This is a genomic window from Micromonospora sp. NPDC047707 (genome assembly GCF_040704235.1).
Taxonomy (GTDB): Bacteria; Actinomycetota; Actinomycetes; order Mycobacteriales; family Micromonosporaceae; genus Micromonospora.
Genome location: NZ_JBEYSU010000012.1, coordinates 119,520 through 136,254, shown reverse-complemented (window position 1 = coordinate 136,254; position 16,735 = coordinate 119,520). Strand labels below are relative to the sequence as shown.

At 74.7% G+C, this 16,735-nt stretch carries 10 protein-coding genes; 1 reads left to right on the top strand and 9 read right to left on the bottom strand.

Going from position 1 to position 16,735, the window contains the following annotated elements; genetic code table 11:
- Window positions 1-4: 4 nt before the first annotated feature.
- The 6 genes from AB0873_RS16135 to AB0873_RS16110 all read right to left on the bottom strand — a co-directional run bounded on the left by AB0873_RS16135 (window position 5) and on the right by AB0873_RS16110 (window position 12,014).
- A complete protein-coding gene (locus AB0873_RS16135; RefSeq protein ID WP_366600524.1) occupies window positions 5-5,770 on the bottom strand; it encodes a type I polyketide synthase in 5,766 nt (1,921 codons plus the stop codon).
- Window positions 5,767-6,756, bottom strand: coding sequence for an enediyne biosynthesis protein (locus tag AB0873_RS16130; protein ID WP_155331763.1), 990 nt, complete (start codon window positions 6,754-6,756; stop codon window positions 5,767-5,769). Before AB0873_RS16130 ends, AB0873_RS16135 begins: the two co-directional genes overlap by 4 nt.
- A 5-nt stretch (window positions 6,757-6,761) precedes the next feature.
- Window positions 6,762-8,729, bottom strand: coding sequence for a CRTAC1 family protein (locus tag AB0873_RS16125; protein WP_366600523.1), 1,968 nt, complete (start codon window positions 8,727-8,729; stop codon window positions 6,762-6,764).
- A 3-nt stretch (window positions 8,730-8,732) separates the two neighbouring features.
- The gene (locus AB0873_RS16120; protein ID WP_366600522.1) at window positions 8,733-9,707 is read right to left on the bottom strand and encodes a DUF1702 family protein; all 975 of its coding nucleotides are present in this window, start codon (window positions 9,705-9,707) and stop codon (window positions 8,733-8,735) included.
- Between the two features lie 191 nt (window positions 9,708-9,898).
- Window positions 9,899-10,876: a DUF1702 family protein gene (locus AB0873_RS16115; RefSeq protein ID WP_366600521.1), complete on the bottom strand. Its 978-nt coding sequence runs from the start codon at window positions 10,874-10,876 to the stop codon at window positions 9,899-9,901.
- Window positions 10,877-10,937: 61 nt separating this feature from the next.
- The gene (locus AB0873_RS16110; RefSeq protein ID WP_366600520.1) at window positions 10,938-12,014 is read right to left on the bottom strand and encodes a carboxymuconolactone decarboxylase; all 1,077 of its coding nucleotides are present in this window, start codon (window positions 12,012-12,014) and stop codon (window positions 10,938-10,940) included.
- A gap of 240 nt (window positions 12,015-12,254) precedes the next feature.
- Between AB0873_RS16110 and AB0873_RS16105 the strand changes: the two genes are divergently transcribed.
- Window positions 12,255-13,319: an NAD-dependent epimerase/dehydratase family protein gene (locus AB0873_RS16105; protein ID WP_366600519.1), complete on the top strand. Its 1,065-nt coding sequence runs from the start codon at window positions 12,255-12,257 to the stop codon at window positions 13,317-13,319.
- Here the strand turns inward: AB0873_RS16105 and AB0873_RS16100 are convergent.
- From AB0873_RS16100 to AB0873_RS16090, 3 genes are all read right to left on the bottom strand, one after another.
- Window positions 13,243-14,325, bottom strand: coding sequence for a carboxymuconolactone decarboxylase family protein (locus AB0873_RS16100; protein ID WP_366600518.1), 1,083 nt, complete (start codon window positions 14,323-14,325; stop codon window positions 13,243-13,245). The genes AB0873_RS16105 and AB0873_RS16100 overlap by 77 nt on opposite strands.
- Window positions 14,326-14,439: 114 nt before the next feature.
- On the bottom strand, window positions 14,440-16,098 hold the full coding sequence (locus AB0873_RS16095; RefSeq protein ID WP_366600517.1) for a GMC family oxidoreductase: 1,659 nt from the start codon (window positions 16,096-16,098) through the stop codon (window positions 14,440-14,442).
- Window positions 16,095-16,625, bottom strand: coding sequence for a DUF5987 family protein (locus AB0873_RS16090; protein ID WP_366600561.1), 531 nt, complete (start codon window positions 16,623-16,625; stop codon window positions 16,095-16,097). The genes AB0873_RS16095 and AB0873_RS16090 overlap by 4 nt, the downstream gene beginning before the upstream one ends.
- Window positions 16,626-16,735 lie beyond the last annotated feature (110 nt).

The window sequence follows — 16,735 nt, the reverse complement described above, 5'->3', positions numbered from 1 at the left end:
CGCGTCACCCGTCCTTTCCGGTCAGCACCGCGAAGACCACCGGCGCGGCCTGGTCGCGCAGGGTCGCCGGCGCGGTGGCGATCCGCAGGTCCCCGGAGGCGAGCAGCACCCGCCCGTCGCCGGTGGAGTGCAGCGCCAGCGGCGAGCGCTGCGGCAGCCCCGCCTTCTGGAGGCACTCCGTCGCCGTCCAGACCCGGGTCGCCGCGACGGCGAGATCCTCGCCGGTCTCGGCGGCGACCAGGTCGGCCAGGCCCCGGTTCGGGCCGAGCAGCCCGTCCCACTCCGGTGCCGGGCGGGCCGTCACCGGCTCCACGTCGCAACCGAGCGGGCCGGGGCCGACCACGCAGAAGGTGAGCCCCGCGCCGTGCGCCGCGGACACCTGCCGGTCGCCGTCGACCTCGGGGCGCCCGTCGGGCCGGTACCGCACGTCGACCGCGCGGCCCAGGGCCCGGCCGGCGGCGCGGGCGGTGCGGCCCCGGCCGGCGGCGCCGGCACCGCCGTCGCCGGGGGCGTCGGGCTCGACCGCCACCGCGATCGGGACGCCCAGCAGGTCGCCGAACTCCCGTTCCAGGTACGGCCCGAGCAGCGGCGCCGCCCAGCGCAGGTCGCTGCGCTTGCGGACGGCCTGCAACCGCAGCCCGTCCCAGCGCTCCAGGACCCGCCCGTCGGCGTCCCGCACGGCGATGTCGTAGACGTAGGTGTCCCCGTCGCGGCTGCGTTCGCGGGCGCAGTAGCGCACCTCCCCCGCCGCCGCCAGGGCCGCCCCGCCGGGGTGAACCCGCTCGATGCCGGCGGGCAACAACGTGGCGTGCGGGACGCACACCTGGTTGCCGTGCATCAGCGCGTCCCGCACGCCGGGGTCGCCGAGGATCAGCTCGGCCGGCAGGAAGCCGGCGAACCAGTCCGTGTCGGGGTGCACCGCGAGGTCCGCGTCGACGTCCCGGGCGGCGGCGCGGTGGTAGCGGCGCAGCCGCTGGAACCGCCGCCCCTGGAACAGGACGTCGCCGTACAGGTCCCGGTCCGGCGCCAGCGGGACGTCCGGCAGCCCGGGCCGGACCTGCTCGGGCGGGCCGTCCGGCGCCGGGGCGTCGGTGAAGCGCAGGCGGGCGCGGAAGTGGTCGGCGGCGAAGCCGGTCTCCGCGCTGCGGATGCTCACCTGCACCGTGTCGTCGTCGGTCACGACCGCGGCGATCCGGACGGTGGTGCTGCCGTCCGGCGGCACCACGATCGGCCGGGCGAACTCCGCCGCCTCGATCACCGGGACCGACCGGCGACCGGTCAGTGCGGTCGCGACCTGGGCCATCGCCTCCATGCCGAACACGGCCGGGAAGAGCAGGTTGCCGTCGAGCAGGTGGTCGGGAAGGTAACGGTCGGTGTCCGCGCTGAGCGTGGTCTCGGAGACCAGTTCGACGCCGGGGTAGTGGACCGGCAGCCGGTCGACGAAACGCAGCAGCGGCAGGTCGGGCACGTGGTGCCGGACCGTGTCGATGCCCTGCGTACGGCCGCTGACGACGACGACCGGCGGGGCGTCCGCGTCGACCAGCAACCGGCGCATGATCTCCACGCCCTGGTCGAGCGTGATCGGCGTGACGCCGTCGCGTTCGAGGGCCTCGACCACCGACAGCCGCTCCCCCATCCCGGCCCCCGACCAGACCGACCACTCCAGACAGAGCGTGCGGCACTCCGGGTGGTGGCGGCCGAACTCGGTGGTGAGGTCCGCGAGCCAGTCGTTGGCCATCGCGTAGTGCGCCTCGCCGCGCAGGCCGCTGCGACCGATGATGCTGCCGAACGTGATGAGCGCCTTCAACCGGCCGGTGTCGACCGCGTCCAGCACCGCCCGCAGGCCGTCGATCTTCGGCGCGAACGTCCGCCGGACCGCGTCCCGGTCGAGGTTGGTGAGCGCGGCCGGCTCGTTGCGGCCGGCGCCGTGCAGCACGCCGGTGACCGGGCCGAGCGCGGCCGTCACCTCGGCCACCGCCGCCCGGACCTGCCCGGCGTCGGTGACGTCGGCGCGGGCGTAGTGGACGGTGAGCCCCTGCTCGGTCATCCGTCGCAGGTTCGCGGCCAGCTCCTCGTCGGCGGCCGGGTCGGAGCGCCCGAGCACGGCCAGCCGCGCCCCGGTGTCGCGGGCCACCACGATGGCGCACTCCGCGGTGATGCCCTTGCCGCCGCCGGTGACCAGCAGCACGTCACCGCCGTCCAGCGGCGGCACCGGCCGCGCCGCCCGAACCGGCATGGCCCGCAGGGTCGGGACGAGCCGCCGTCCCTGCTCGTCGTGGTGGACCTCGGCGAACTCCTCGGTGGCGGCGACCTCGGCCAGCACCCGCTCGGCGGCCACGCCGTCGGCCGGGACGTGCACGACGGTCACCCGGAGCTGGGGTGCCTCCAACCGGAGCGTCTTGGCCAGGCCGGCCGCGCCGCGCCCGCGCTCGACGACGACGAACCGGTCGCCGAGCTGACCGGTCAGGACGGCCCGGGCACCCTGGAGGGCGAGGTCCAGGTGTTCCTCCTGGCAGTCGGCGGGCAGGCAGACCAGCACGCCGGAGCCGACCCGGCCGCGTTCGAGGCCACGCCGCACCTTCTCGGCGAGCGGGTCGCCGTCCGGCGCGTACACCCGCCAGTGGCCGTTCTCCTCGGCCGGGCCGCGCGCGGGCAGTGGCACCGGGTCCAGGTCCAGCCGGAACGGCCGGGACCACGGCGCGGCGCCGGCCACCACCGGCCGCTGCTCGGCGTCGGCCGGGCGGGCCGTCCGGTGCAGCTCGTCGAACGCTTCCGCCAGCTCCCGCAGGGTGGCGGTGGCGAAGTTCGTCGGCGTCTCGGCGGCACCGATACCGAGCTGCTGGGCGGCCTGGTTGACCACCTGGCCGACGGTGATCGAGCTGAGGTGCAGGTCGTCGAGGAGCCGGCTGTCGTCGCGCACCATCTCCAGCGGCAGCTCCGCCCGTTCGGCGGCCAGCCGGCGCAGCAGTTCCAGGCCGGACTCGCCACTCCCGGCCGGTGCGGCGGGCTCGGTCTCGACCGGCGCCCCCGCCGCGACGGGGCGGACGTCGACGGTGGGAGCCGCCTCGCACGGGCTGGCGAAGAAGCTGAACTGCTGGCCGAGCTGCACGGGCCGGATGAGCCGGCCGTGGAACAGGCCCGGGTGGACGTCCGCGGCGCCGGTGACGTACGCGGCCGCGACCACCCGCAGCAGGCCGGTCAGCGACTCGTCGTCGGTGTCCAGCGCCACGGCCGGCACGTCGGTCACCGCGGCGGCCAGGCCGCTGAGCACCCGGCCGGGGCCGACCTCGACGAACAGGTCGATGTCCTTCGCGGCGAGAGCGACGGCCTGCGCGAAGAGCACCGGGTCGGTGATCTGCCGGTGCAGCAGCGCCGGGACGTCGGTGTCCGGGGCGAGCACCTCGCCGGTGACGGTGGAGACCACCGGCTCGCGTACCGGTCCGAAGTGTTCCTCGGCCAGCCGCTCGCCGAAGGCCGCGGCGGCGGGTGCCACCAGCGGGGAGTGGAACGCGTGCGACACGGACAGCCGGGTGGCGTTGATGCCGGCGTCCTTCGCGGCCCGGCTCACCGCCTCGACGGCGTCGACCGGTCCGGCGACCACCGTCTGCTGCGGGCCGTTGTAGCCGGCGACGACCACGTCGTGGCCGGGCAGCAGGCCGGCCACCGCGTCCGGCGAGGCGGCCAGGCTGGCCATGGTGCCGGAGGCGCTGTGCTCGGCCATGGTGCGCCCGCGTACGGCGGCGACCCGCAGCAGGGTCGCCCCGTCCATGGCGCCCGCCCAGTGCAGGGCGGACAGCTCGCCGAGGCTGTGCCCGACGGCCACCCGCGCCTCGACCCCCAGGTCGGACAGGACCCGCAGGCCGGCCATGGACCCGGTGACGATGCGGGGCTGGGCGACCGCGGTGGCCACCATGTCGCCGCTGGTCGGGAGGGCGGCCCGCTCGTACACGTCCTCGGCCCGGCCGAACCGGCGGCGCAGGGCGCCGCCGCTGGTGCCGCGGCCGGAACCCTGGCCGGGGAAGAGGAAGCCGATGCGGCCCTCCTCGACCACGTGCCCGCAGAACGCCCGCCCGTCGGCGGTGAGCAGCCGGGTCTCGCCGGCGTCCAGGGCGTCCCGGACGCGCCGCAGCTGGCGCTCCGCGTCCTCCGGCGAGGAGGCCACGACCGCCGCCCGGTAGGGCCGGTCCTGCAGCTCCCGGTGCAGGGTGGCGGCCAGGTCTCCGAGCTGGGCGTACGCCACCTGGGGGACGAAGTCCAGCAGCTGCTGCACCCGGTCGCGCAGCAGGCCGGCCGACTCGGCGTCGACGGCGAGCAGTTCGGCGTCCTGCACCGAGCGGCTCAGGTTGCGGGTGCGGCTGTCCACCCTGGTGCGCCGCTTCGGTTCCCGCTTGTCCAACACCACGTGGGTGTTGATGCCGCCGAAGCCCATCGCGGTGATGCCGGCGCGTACCGGGGTGTCCCCCGGCCAGGGTTCGGCCCGGCGCAGCACCCGCAGCGCGGCGTCGTCGGCGGTGAGCAGCTCGTGCGGGTCGACGCAGCCGATCGCCGGCGGGATCATCTCGTGGTGCACCGCCATGGCGGCCTTGATGAGGCCGGCGACGCCGGCGGCCGCCTTGGTGTGGCCGATCATCCCCTTCACGGAGCTGATCGCGGCCTTCGGAGCGCGCGGGTCGGCCGCCCGGCGGGCCAGCGAGAGGGCCTTCAGCTCGGTGGCGTCGCCGACGGCGGTGCCGGTGCCGTGCCCCTCGAACAGGCCGACGGTGTCGATCCCGAACCCGGCCCGCTCGTACGCGCGGCGCAGCGCGAGCTGGTAGCCGTTGACCTCGGGGCGGGTGATGCCGCCCTTGCCGTCGGAGGAGATGCCCCAGCCGGCGATGGTGGCGTAGACGCGGTGCCCGGCGTCGAGCGCGTCCCGCTCGCGCATCAGCACGATCATCCCGCAGCCCTCGCCCGGCCAGAAGCCGTTGGACCTGCGGTCGTAGACGCGCATCTCGTCGCGGGCCAGCGCGCCGGTCTTGGCGAAGCCGATGATCTCGAAGGGGTCGATCGAGATGTCCACGCCGCCGGCCACCGCCACGTCGACCTCGCCGTCGAGCAGGGTCTTGCAGGCGGTGGCGACGGAGAGCAGCGAGGACGAGCAGGCGCCGTCCACCGTGTACCCGCCGCCGTTGAGGTCGAAGTGGTTGCAGATCCGGCCGGCGATGGTGTTGGACAGGCCACCGGCCAGGGTGTCCTCGTCGATGCCGGGGAACGGCGCCTTGTAGCGGGCCTCGAAGTCGGCCAGGAACGCGGCCAGCTGGTCGTCGTCCCAGTCCTGCTCCTTGAGCGCGGCGGCCACCATGCGCTGCACGTACGGCCACCGCAGCCGCAGCTGGTTGGCGCGGGAGAACTCGCCGGTGAGGCTGTTGCCGACCACGACGCAGGTGCGTTCGCGGGGCAGCCCCTCGGCCATCGGGAAACCGGCGTCGGCGAGGGCCATGGCGGCGACGTCCAGGGCCAGCCAGTGGGTGAGGTCGGTGGACCGGTACGTGCTGCCGGCGATCTTGTAGGCGATCCGGTCGAACTCGTACCCCTCGATGACGGCGGCGGTACGGGCGTAGAAGCGGTCCGGTGTCGCCGGGTCCGGGTCCCAGTAGTCGTCGAGCCGCATCCGCACGTCCGGTAGGCGGCGGAAGGCGCGGCGGCCGGCGACGGCGTTCTCCCACAGCTCGCCGGGGGAGGTGGCGTCGGGGTAACGGTTGGCCATCCCGACGATGGCGATCCTGCTCATGCCGGCACGACCTCCTTGCCGTGTTCGGGGGCGGCGACGACGGGCACGGTCGGCGCCCGGGTGACGGACGGGCCCGCCTGGGCATCGCGGCGTTCGCGGGCCTGGTTGACGAAGTGCAGCGCCCAGTGGAAGCCGCCGCGGGCGAGGCACACCAGGGCGGTGGCGAAGAAGATCCCGTACGCGATGCCGGCGCCGGTGAGGAGGCCGTAGACGACGGCGACGCCGGCGCCGAAGGCGAACTGGGCGGCGGGCGGGGACGGGCTGGTCCCCGGGTCGGTGACCATGTAGTTGGTGAACAGCACGAACGCGGTGCCGGTCATCATGGCGAGCGCCCCGGTGATCGAGACGTCCAGCACGACGCCGCGGATGACGGCCTGGAGGACGAAGAAGGACACCCAGCCCGCGATGAGCCACATGCGACCGGTCAGCTTCCCGTTGATCATGGTGCCGCCGACGATGATGATGGCCGGCACGAACCAGTCCCAGAAGCCGGTGATGTGCTCGGTGAAGTGGTACGGCGGGGCGATGCTGGCCCACGGGAAGAGCAGCAGGATCACCGCGATGCCGAAGTTCGACGGGTTCATGTAGTGCCGCATCCGGCCCTTGAAGGGGGCGCGGAGGACCCACTTGGCGCCGATCGCGACCGCCACGCCGAAGATCAGCACCAGGATCTGGTCGTTGACGTAGATCAGCATGTTCATCGCGAGGCTGGTGATGTGCGCCGGGTAGAGGAACTGGACCAGCCCGCGCAGCCCGTTGCCGAGGTAGCGTGGCCGGCGGCCCTCCGCCCGGGCGCCCACCGCCTCCAGGACGATCTCGATCGAGTAGCCGGTCGCCAGGGCGACGAACGGCCACAGCCAGGGCTGCTCGAAGCCCAGCACGGTGTAGCCGAAGATGTTGAACACCGTGATCGAGATCGCGAAGTTGCGCAGCGCCGTGATCACCTTGGGGTCGTGGCGGGGCGCTGCGGTCGGGGTCGCGGTCATATCGCTCACCTCTCCTGGGCCTGGGAGCCGAGCCGCAGCGTGTGCCAGCCCGGGGTCAACTGAAGTTCCTGCTGCCGGACCTGCCCGGTGCGGTCGCGCCACCGCAGGTCCACCCGGACCGGGCCGGTGACGTCCCGGCCCAGACCGACGTGCGCCTCGTGGCTGCGCTTGCCGGAGTGGCCGCTGCCGCCGTCGACGCGGGTGATGAAGGTCCGCCCGTCGGCGGTGGTCACCCGCACCTGGGCGCCCACCACCGGTGAGCCCGGTGCCGGCAGCCCGGCGTCGGCCGGCGCGGCCGGGCCGTCGTGGATCAGCCGGAGCCCGAGGAACGCGCCGGGCGACGGGCTCTGGTTGTGGTAGAAGACCGGCTCGTCCCACTGCCGGGCCACCGCGAAGTCCAGCCGGCCGTCGCCGTCGGCGTCACCGGTGGCGATGCCGCGGGTGGGCACCGGAATGTCGAGGCCCAGTTCGCCGGCGAGGTTCACGTACCGGCCGTCCGGGCCCTTGGCGAAGAAGTGCAGCCGCTGGCTGCCACCGATGTCGTCGCCGGCGTTGACGTTCGGCCACCACAGCGGGTGCCGCAGCAGCTCGTCGTTGGCGGTGGCCAGCTCCTGGAGCTGGGGCCAGCGGTTCACGTCGCCCTTGACGAAGCCGGTGGTCTGGGCGACGACCAGCTCGCCGCCGTTGTCGAAGTCGGCCAGCTTGGCGTCCCAGCCCCAACCCGACCAGGCGAGGCCGAGCGGCGCGCTCCGGTCGGTGTACGGGGCGCGGCCCGCGGTGAACTGCCGGCGCAGGTCGGCGTCGTCCTTCGCCATGTCGATGAAGGCGAAGTGGCTCTCCTCGATGCCGAAGGAGGTCGTGATGTTGCTGACGAACATGTCGTACCGGCCGTCGCGGTCCAGGTCGCCGAAGTCGACGCCCATGCCCTTGAACGAGTCGACGCCGATCCGCTTGGACCTGGGGACCAGGGCGCGGCCGACCGCGCTCTCCACCAGCGCGAACCTGATGTTGCCCGGGGTGGAACGGTTGTGCAGCAGCCGGTCCGGGCCGAAGTCGTGCGCGACGTACAGCTCGGGCAACTGGTCGCCGTCGAGGTCGTTGGCGCCGGCCGCGAGGGCCCAGCCCTTGGACGCCGCGAACGGCAGGACGTTCTCGACCAGCTCGTAGGTGGCCGTCGGGGTGGCGCCGCCGGTGCCCCCGGTGAAGCGGAGGACGTAGTCCTCGCCGCCGTTGACGCCGTGGGACATCGAGTCGTTCATCTGTACCCCGCCCTTGACGGTGTCGTCGAGGACGGCGCTGTGCGGGAAGTAGTTGCCGACGAAGATGTCCACGTGACCGTCGCCGTCGAAGTCGTCGACCGCGACGGCGTTGGTGTTCCACAGCGGGCCCTCGTACCGGGCGGGGTTGCCGGGCACCAGCTCGGTCGGCTGGTACGCGGCGGCGGAGAGCCCGGTGACGCCGGCCTTCGCGAGGTAGAGGATCGGCGTCCGGCCCCACAGGTAGACCAGCAGGTCCGTCCGGCCGTCCTCGTTGAAGTCCCCGGGTACGCAGCCCATCGGCGCCATCGGCGTGGTCATCGGCAGGGGGTCCGGGCGCAGCGCGAACGGCGCGTACCGGTCGCCGCCGCGGCCGGGAACCGGCGTGACGCTCACCTGGTCGGTGCGGGGGTCGGTGACGCAGAGGTCGTTGGCGAGGCCGTCGCCGTCGAGGTCGTTCATGGCGATCGCGGAGCCGACCGACGAGATCCACGCGTCGATCTTCTTGTAGTCCTGGTTGACCCGGCGGATGGTCTGCTGCGGGAAACCGCCCGGCAGCGAGACCGTCGTCGGCGCGAACCGGTACCGGTCCGCCAGGTCCTCCCGCTCGTCGGCCGAGGCGTACGGCAGCCGGGAGGCGAAGAACAGGCCCACCATCAGCACGAGGGCCAGCACCCCGGCCAGCTGGCGGCGCAGCCATCCCACTGTCATCGACATCTGTCAGTTCCTTCCGATCACGACGAACTCGTCCGCCACCGCCAGCCGCCAGACCTCGTACGCGGGCGGCCCGCCCGGCACCTCGCCGGACGGCCGGCGCAGGTAGGCCAGGTCGGCGGCCTCGGCCACGCTCATGCCGCACAGCGCCCGCGTGGCCACCTCGTTGTGCGGGACCACCAGCCCCGCCCGGACCCGGGCCGACGCGGCGAAGACGCTGCCCTGGGAGACCTGCGTGCGGTGCTCACCGGCGCGCTGCCAGAACGCCCGCAGCTCCTCCTCGTCGGCACCGCCGGCGTACGTGGCCGCCAGGCCGGCGCCGCTGTACAGGTCCGCCCGGCGCTCCGGCGCGAAGCCCTCGATGGTTTCGGTGACCCGCTCGGCGTCGGTGCCGCAGACGAACCACAGCGCCCGGCCGATGCCCTGGTCGATCGCCCGGTCGGCGTAGCCCCGGTGGGCGCCGCCGGGCGGCCACGGGAAGGCCGGCTCCCGGTACTGGCCGTACACGTACCGGTCGGTGGCGAAGTACGCCTGGTGGAAGCCGTAGCCGTCCAGCGCCAGCCAGCGCAGCAGCGGGTCGGGCGCGGTCAGCGTCCGCCAGCGGAACCGGGGCAGCCGGGCCATCGCCCAGCCCACCCCGACGTACGCCATGTACACGTGGGAATCGCCGGGGCCGGTGAGGAACCGCGCCACGTGCCGGCTCCGGCCGGGCATCGCGTCGAGCACCGCCAGAGCCATCGCCGCGCCCTCGTACGCGAACCCGCGAAATCGCGTCGGGATCTGGTCGAGCCGCTGCGACAACGGACCGGGCTCGGGCGTCTCGGCGGCGTATGAATAGCCGGTGAGAAAGGTACGCCCGATCGTTTCGAGCAATTCCCGCGCCGCCGGATCCTTGGCCTTGAATCCGCGCACGTCGAGGTTCGTGGCGGACATGTCGGGCGTGAGAATGCGACGTCTCAGCGTACGCCAGGCACTGGTCACGGTCTCCCCCAACCGAGGACGCGCTCGTCCTCTGACGACTGTGGATGAAATGCTGCCAGCGGTCGACGCGTCATGTCTTCTTCGACTGTGCGAATTGGAGAAACGACCTCTGGCAATTGTTTCGGAAGCGGAAAGTGCCGGTACCCACCAATGCGCGGGCGTCGTCGCCAATGGCGGCGGACGCGGCGCGGTCAACCGCGCGCCGGCGCCGCGTGGAATCGCGCCCGCACCCGGCTCCGCCAGATCTCGTACGGCGGCACCCGCCCCTCGGCGGCACCGGAGACGGCCACCTCGTCGGCGAACTCCGCGGCCGCCTCCACGGTCATCCCGGTCAGCCCGAGCAGGGCCGCGCGGGTGTGCTCCGGGACGCACCCGGACCAGGAGCGGGCCTTCGCCGCGAACACCGCGCCCTGGGCGAGGTCCGGCGCGTGCTCACCGGCGGCACGGTGCAGCGGCCCGGCGTCGCAGCCGCCCGCGAACGTGGCCGCGAGGCCGACGCCGCTCCACAGGTCCGGGTGCCGGCCGGCGGCGAACCGGCCGACCGCCGCCGCCACGTCGGGAACGCGTCCACCGTGGATGAACCACAGGGCACGGCCGATCCCCTGGTCCACCGCGCGGGGGAAGTACTCCGCCGCGCCCTGCCACGGGTACCGGGCGAGCCGCTCCTGCCGGTCGACGACCCGGGCGGTGTCGAAGTAGGCCCGGTCGAAGCCGTACCCGTCGACGGCCAGCCAGCTCATCGTCGGGTGGTACGGGATGCCGGTCAGGTCCGGCAGCACGTTGCGCCAGAGGATCCGCGGGAGCCGGGCCATGGCGAAACCGATGCCGATGTACGCCAGGAACACGTGCGGCCGCCCGGGCCCGAGCAGGAGCGAGCGGGTGCGGTCGGACCGGCCCGGCATGACGTCCAGCACGGTGCACGCCATCGTGGCGCCCTCGTACGCGAAGCCGCGCAGTTCCTCGTCCACCAGTTCCAGGCGCCGTTCGAGCTCCCACTGCTCGCGGGCGTCGACGCCCCACTCGAAGCCGCAGATCACCGCCCGGGGCACCGCCTCCAGCCGCTCGGTGGTCGCCGACGGTGTCGCCGGGAAGCCCCGCCGCCGGAACGAGACCTCGGCCAGGGCCGGCGCCAGCAGCAGGCGGCGCACGGAACCGACTGCGGTTGCCATGGATCCTCCCCGGGATCGGTGGCGGGCGGCGCACCGGGGGCGCCCGCCGTTGCGGAACCGGTCAGCGGCCGGCGAGGCGCGCCCGCGGCACGTGGTGACTGCCCACCCGGCGGGCCGCGACGAAGCTCGCCCACGCGGCGGCCTCCACCAGGCTGCGGTCGTCGGGGTGGTGGGCGCGGAACTCCCCCACCACCTCCTCGTCGACCTGGTAGGAGGCGAGCGCGGTGAGCAGGGCGAGACGGCCGGCGGCACGGTCGGCGGCGGGCAGGTCGGCGACCAGGTCCTCGCACCACTGCCGGCCGAGTCCGGTCTCCTCACCGCGCCAGTCGTCCAGTCGGCGGAGCACCCGGTCGCGCACCGCCGGCGCGAGCGTCCGCTCGCCGGCCGCCTCGAAGGCGGCGTAGGAGCGGGCCACGGCCGCGGCCACCGTCGGGTTGCCGGCGGCCCACCGGGCGTCGGCGGGCAGGTCCGCCGGCGGCAGCAGGGGCAGGGAGCGGCCCGGCGGGTACGGCTCACGCAGCGTCGGCCGGAGCAGCCGGCTGATGCCCTGCTTGAGCCGGCGCCGGGCGGCCGGCCCCAGGCCCGGCGGCAGCAGGAAGTTGGCGAGGAAGACGTTGACCATGCGGGTCAGGTAGTGGAAGGAGACCAGCACGCCGACCAGCTCGGGGCGGTCCGCCTCCCCGAACGGGGCGTCGGCGGCGCCCGGCAGGTCGGCGAGGTGCGCCGACCGGGCCCAGCCCGCCACCTGCCGGACCGCGTCGTCGCGCACCTGCTCGACCCGGTCGGCGACGATCGCCTCGGCGTCACCCGCGTCGCTCAGGTCGTACATGCCGGTGCTGTGCATGTCCGCGCAGTACGGGCAGATGTTCGCCACCGAGACGGCGGCGGCGACCGCCTCCTTCGCCAGGCGGCCGGCACGGCCGGTGGCCAGCAGGGGTTCCCGCATGAGCATCCAGTACGCGGCCAGGACCGGCGGCGCCGGCGAGTGCAGCAGCACCGGAGGACTGACGATGCGCTGCTCCTCGGCGGCCTGGGCGTAGACCGCACCGACCACCCCCGCGGCCTCCGGCGCGGGCACCGGCCGGACGTACCTGACCTGGCGCTGGACGACCGACGAGACCATTCGTCCGGCAACCATTGCCTGCCTCCCCCTGTGTGTCGCCAGCGGGCCACGGCACGGCGGCGCGGCCGCACGGCGACGGTGTGTAACGACGTACTCACCCAAGGATGCGGGATCGTCCCCCCGGTGTGGATATTCCAGATTGCGCAGCCGGTCGACTGTGGACGGTGCTGGTCGAACGCCGCACGTTGCGAGAACACCCGCCACCGTCCGCCCGCCGATAATCGCCGGACGGGCCGCACACCGGAGGAGGTCACGATGACGGTGCTGGTGACCGGGGGTACGGGCTTCGTCGGGTCGCACTCGGTGGCGGCGCTGCTCGCCGCCGGGCACCGGGTGCGCCTGCTGGTCCGGGACCCCGCGCGGGTCCCGGCGGCGTTGGAACCGCTGGGGATCGGGCCGGCGGCGGTCGAGGTGGTCACCGGCGACGTGACCGACCCGGACGCGGTGGCCGCCGCCGTCCGCGGTTGCGCCGCGGCACTGCACGCCGCGTCGGTGTACAGCTTCGACACCCGCGACCACGCCCGGATGCGGGCGGTCAACGTCCGCGGCACCGAGCTGGTCCTCGGGGCCGCCGTCGCCGCCGGTCTGGACCCGGTGGTGCACGTCTCCAGCTTCGGTGCCCTGGTGCCGGCCCACCGGACGCCGATCACCCCCGACGCCGAGGTGGGCGCACCCCGGGAGACGTACCTGGACAGCAAGGCACGGGCCGACCGGGTCGCCCGGCGGCACCAGGCCGAGGGCGCGCCGGTCGTCGTGACGTACCCGCTGGCGGCGCTCGGGCCGCACGACCCGCACCTGGGCGATCAGACCGCCCGGCTGCGCAACGCCCTGCGCGGGCTGATGCCGCTGTGGCCACGGGGCGGCTTCCCGGTCGGCGACGTCCGGGACGTGGCCCGGCTGCACGCGGCGGTGCTGCAGCCGGGGCGGGGCCCGCGCCGGTACCTGGGCCCGGGTCGCTACGTGGACACGCGGGAGTACCTGGACGTGCTCCGCCGGGTCACCGGGCGGGCGCTACCGGCGGTGCGCCTGCCGGCCGCCGCGATGCTGCCGGTGGGCCTGCTGGCCGGGCTGGTGCAGCGCGTCACGCCGGTCCACCTGCCCGCCGAGTACGGCGCCATCTACACCTGCGCGGTGGCCGGGCCGGTGGACACCACCGCCACCGACCGGCTGCTGGACGGCGCGACCGTGCCGTTCGACCGGACCATCGCCGACACGGTGTCCTGGCTGGCCGCGACCGGCCGGATCAGCCCGCGCCAGGCCGGTCGGCTGGCCGCCGCCGCGCCCCCGCCATCCGGGCGCCCAACCGCCGGGCCGCGGTGAGGCTGGCCCAGGCGGTCACGGCGAGCAGGTCGGCGTCGCCCGGCACCCGGCGCCGGTGGTCGTCCACCACGTCGTCGTCGACCTGGTAGGAGGCCATCGCGGTGAGCAGCGCCAGCCGCGCCGTGGGCCGGTACGCCGGCGGCAGCCCGACCACGGCGTCGCCGGCCCAGGCCCGGCTGATGCCCGGCGGGCTCCCGTCCCAGTCGGCGATCCGCTCCCCCACCAGGTCCCGCACCGCGGCCGGAACGGCGGTCGCGGCCAGCTCGTCCACCGCCGCGGACGCCCGCGCGAACGCCGCCGCGACGGTCGGCCCTCCGGCCGCCCAGCCGAGGTCCGGCGGGAGCGGCGCGGGCGGCAGCAGGTCCAGCGCGGCGCCGGGGCGGGGCTCGCGGCGGGCGGTCGGGCCCATCATCGCGCCGAGGAGACGGCGGGCCCCGCCGCGCAGCCGGCCGGGCACGGCCGGCGGCAACGGCGAGCCGTCCAGGAAGACGTTCACCATCCGGTTCAGGTAGTGGAACGTCACCGCGACGCCGACCAGCTCGGGGGCATGGTCGTCGGGGAACGGCGGCGGGTCCCCGGTGGCCGGTCCCCGCGCCCAGCGCACCAGCTCGCGGACGGCGGGGTCGGTGACGGCGTCGACGCGGTCGGCGGCGACGGCGGCGGCGTCCGGCCCGCGGACCAGGCCGTGCAGCGTGGAGGTGTGCACGTCGACGCAGTACGGGCAGGCGTTGCCGAGGGAGACCGCCGCGGCGACCGCCTCCCGGGCGGCGCGGGTGCAGCGGCCCCGGGCCACCAGCGTCTCCCGCAGGATCACCCACGCGGCGGCCAGCGCCCGCGGCTGCGGCGCGTGCAGCGCCACCGGCGGGGCGAGGACGCCGAACTCGCGCTCCAGCGGGTCGTACACCCGGCGGACGGCGGGCGGCGCCGACGCAGGGGCGACCGGACGGACGTACCGGACCCGCCCCAGCGAGCGGCGGACGGCGGCCCGGGCGAACCTGTTGACCACGGTGGCCCTCCTCGTTGTCGTCGCCCGCCGCTGCCGGCGGCTCGGCGGGGCGCGGCGCAGCGTCGAGGCACGGTCGGCGGGGTCGGGGACAGCGACCCCGCCGACCCCGCCGGCCTACCCGGCGGCCCGGCCGCCGACGACCAGGGGCAGCACCGCGTCCCGGGCGGTGGTCGCGCCGTCCGGGGCGGGCGCGCCGTACCGCACCGCGACGCCGCGCTGCCGGGCCGCCTCGACGATGGCGGGGACCGCCCGCTCGGCCAGCGCGGCGATGGTCATCGCCGGGTTCACCGTCAGCGCACCCGGCACCGCCGAGCCGTCGGTGACGAAGACGCCGGGGTGGCCGCGCAGCTCGTGCCGGTCGTCCAGGGCCGAGGTGGCCGGGTCGTCGCCGATGCGGCAGGACGCCAGCGGGTGCACGGTGTACGCGCCGACCACGTCGTTGGTCCACGGCATGACGCGGGCCAGGCCGTCGCGTTCGAGGATGTCCCGCACCTCCGCGTCGGAGGCGGCCCACCCGCGCAGCGTGTTCTCCGTGGGCCGGTAGCGCAGCGCCCCCCGGCCCAGCATCTGCTGGGAGACCCGGACGGCGTTGCCGGTGGGCGGCGGCGGGCCGAAGACGCCCTCGTTGTCGTCCTCGCTCATCGTGAAGATGGTCAACCAGGACTTCCAGTGGCGCAGCAGTTCCTTCTTCTCCGCGCCGAACCAGGTGGGCCCGGTCGCGTCCGGCACCTGGGCGAGGATGGTGCCGAAGCCGGGCGGGAAGTAGAGCTGCTCCAGCGAGTAGCGGAGGTACTCCGGCAGCGACCCGTCGAGCCGGTCCCAGGTGGCCACGCAGGGCCCCTTGCCGATCTGGTACGCCTCGTACGGCACCCCGTCGGAGCGGCTGAGCCCCAGCACCGCACGCACCCGGTCCTCGTCGACGACCGCCGTGTTCAGCCGCTCCCCGTTGCCGGAGAAGTAGCGGCCGACGGCGGCCGGCATCGGGCCGAGCGTGTCGGCGGAGCGTTGCAGGATCACCGGGGTTGCCCCGGCGCCCGCGGCGAGCACCACGATCTTCGCGTCGATCGCGCCGCCGCCCACCTCGACCCGGTAGTCGACGTCGTCGACCACGGTGTAGTGCAGGCGGTAGCCGCCGTCGTCGGTCCGCTCCAGCCGCTGCACCTCGTGCAGCGGCCGGATCCGGGCGCCGTGCGCGATCGCAGCCGGCAGGTAGTTGAGCAGCAGCGAGCGCTTGGCGTCGAACCGGCAGCCGGACATCATCCAGTTGCAGTTGACACACCGTTCGTTGTCGATCGCCACCGGCACCGGGTTGGCGGTACGCCCGGCGTGGTGGCAGGCCGCCGCCCACAGGCCGCCCGCGTACGGCACGTCCGGCCAGTCCTGCCGGGTGACGGGCAGCGCCTCGGCGACCCGGTCGTACCAGGGTTCGAGGGTGTCGCGGCTGATGGCGGCGGGCCACATCCGCCGGCCGATGCTGCCGTGCCGCTCGAAGACGAAACGCGGCGCGCGCGGCATCGCGGCGAAGTAGACGACGCTGCCGCCGCCGACGCAGTTGCCGGCCAGCACGCTCATGCCGTCGCCGATGGTGAAGTCGAAGGCCCGGGTGGAGGACGCGCCGAACTTGAAGTCCTGGTCGAAGTCCTGCCCGGTCAGCCACGGCCCGCGCTCCAGCACCACCACGCGGGCGCCGCCGGCGGCCAGGTGGTACGCGGTGATCGCGCCGCCGAACCCGCTGCCGACCACCACGACGTCGGTGCTCTCGATGGCCGTCATGCCGGGCTCCCTGAGGGTGTCGTGTCGGGGTGGGGGTGGGCGAGCTGCCGGCCGTAGGAGAACTCCGGGAAGCGCCACAGGCCGTCCGCCTGCGGCGGCTTGAAGCCCATCGTCGTCATCCCGGGATGCCCGGCGGCGAGCGCGTCGACGGTGTGCAGGTGCGCCGCGGCGTCGAAGGCGATCGTGCTGAACATCGCCACGCTGACCCAGATGTCCCGCTCGGGATGGGTGGGTGCGGTCAGCCGCGCGACGAGTTCGGTGCGGTCGGGGAAGGAGAGCGCGACGAACGGCGGCACCGCGGGGTCGAGGCTCAGACCACACTCGGCCGCGTACCCGCCGGCGTGCCCGTTGAGCGCCTCGGCGAGGTTGTCCAGCGCGGGAGCCATGCCGCCCTCGTCGGTGCGGAGCACCGCGACGGCCCCGGAGGCGACCGCGCCGCCACCGATGGCCGCGCCGGCCACGGTGACGTCACCGGGGAAGCGCTTCTCCCCCGGCAGAATGGTGTCGGCGAATGCTTCGAACGTCATTGTCGTCACGTCGTCCTGGGCGCTGTCGTGCACGGGTCATCCCTCCTTTCACATGCGTCGGGATCAGGCGACGGGAGAACCGGTCCGGGTGGCCGGACAGCGCCGGGGCG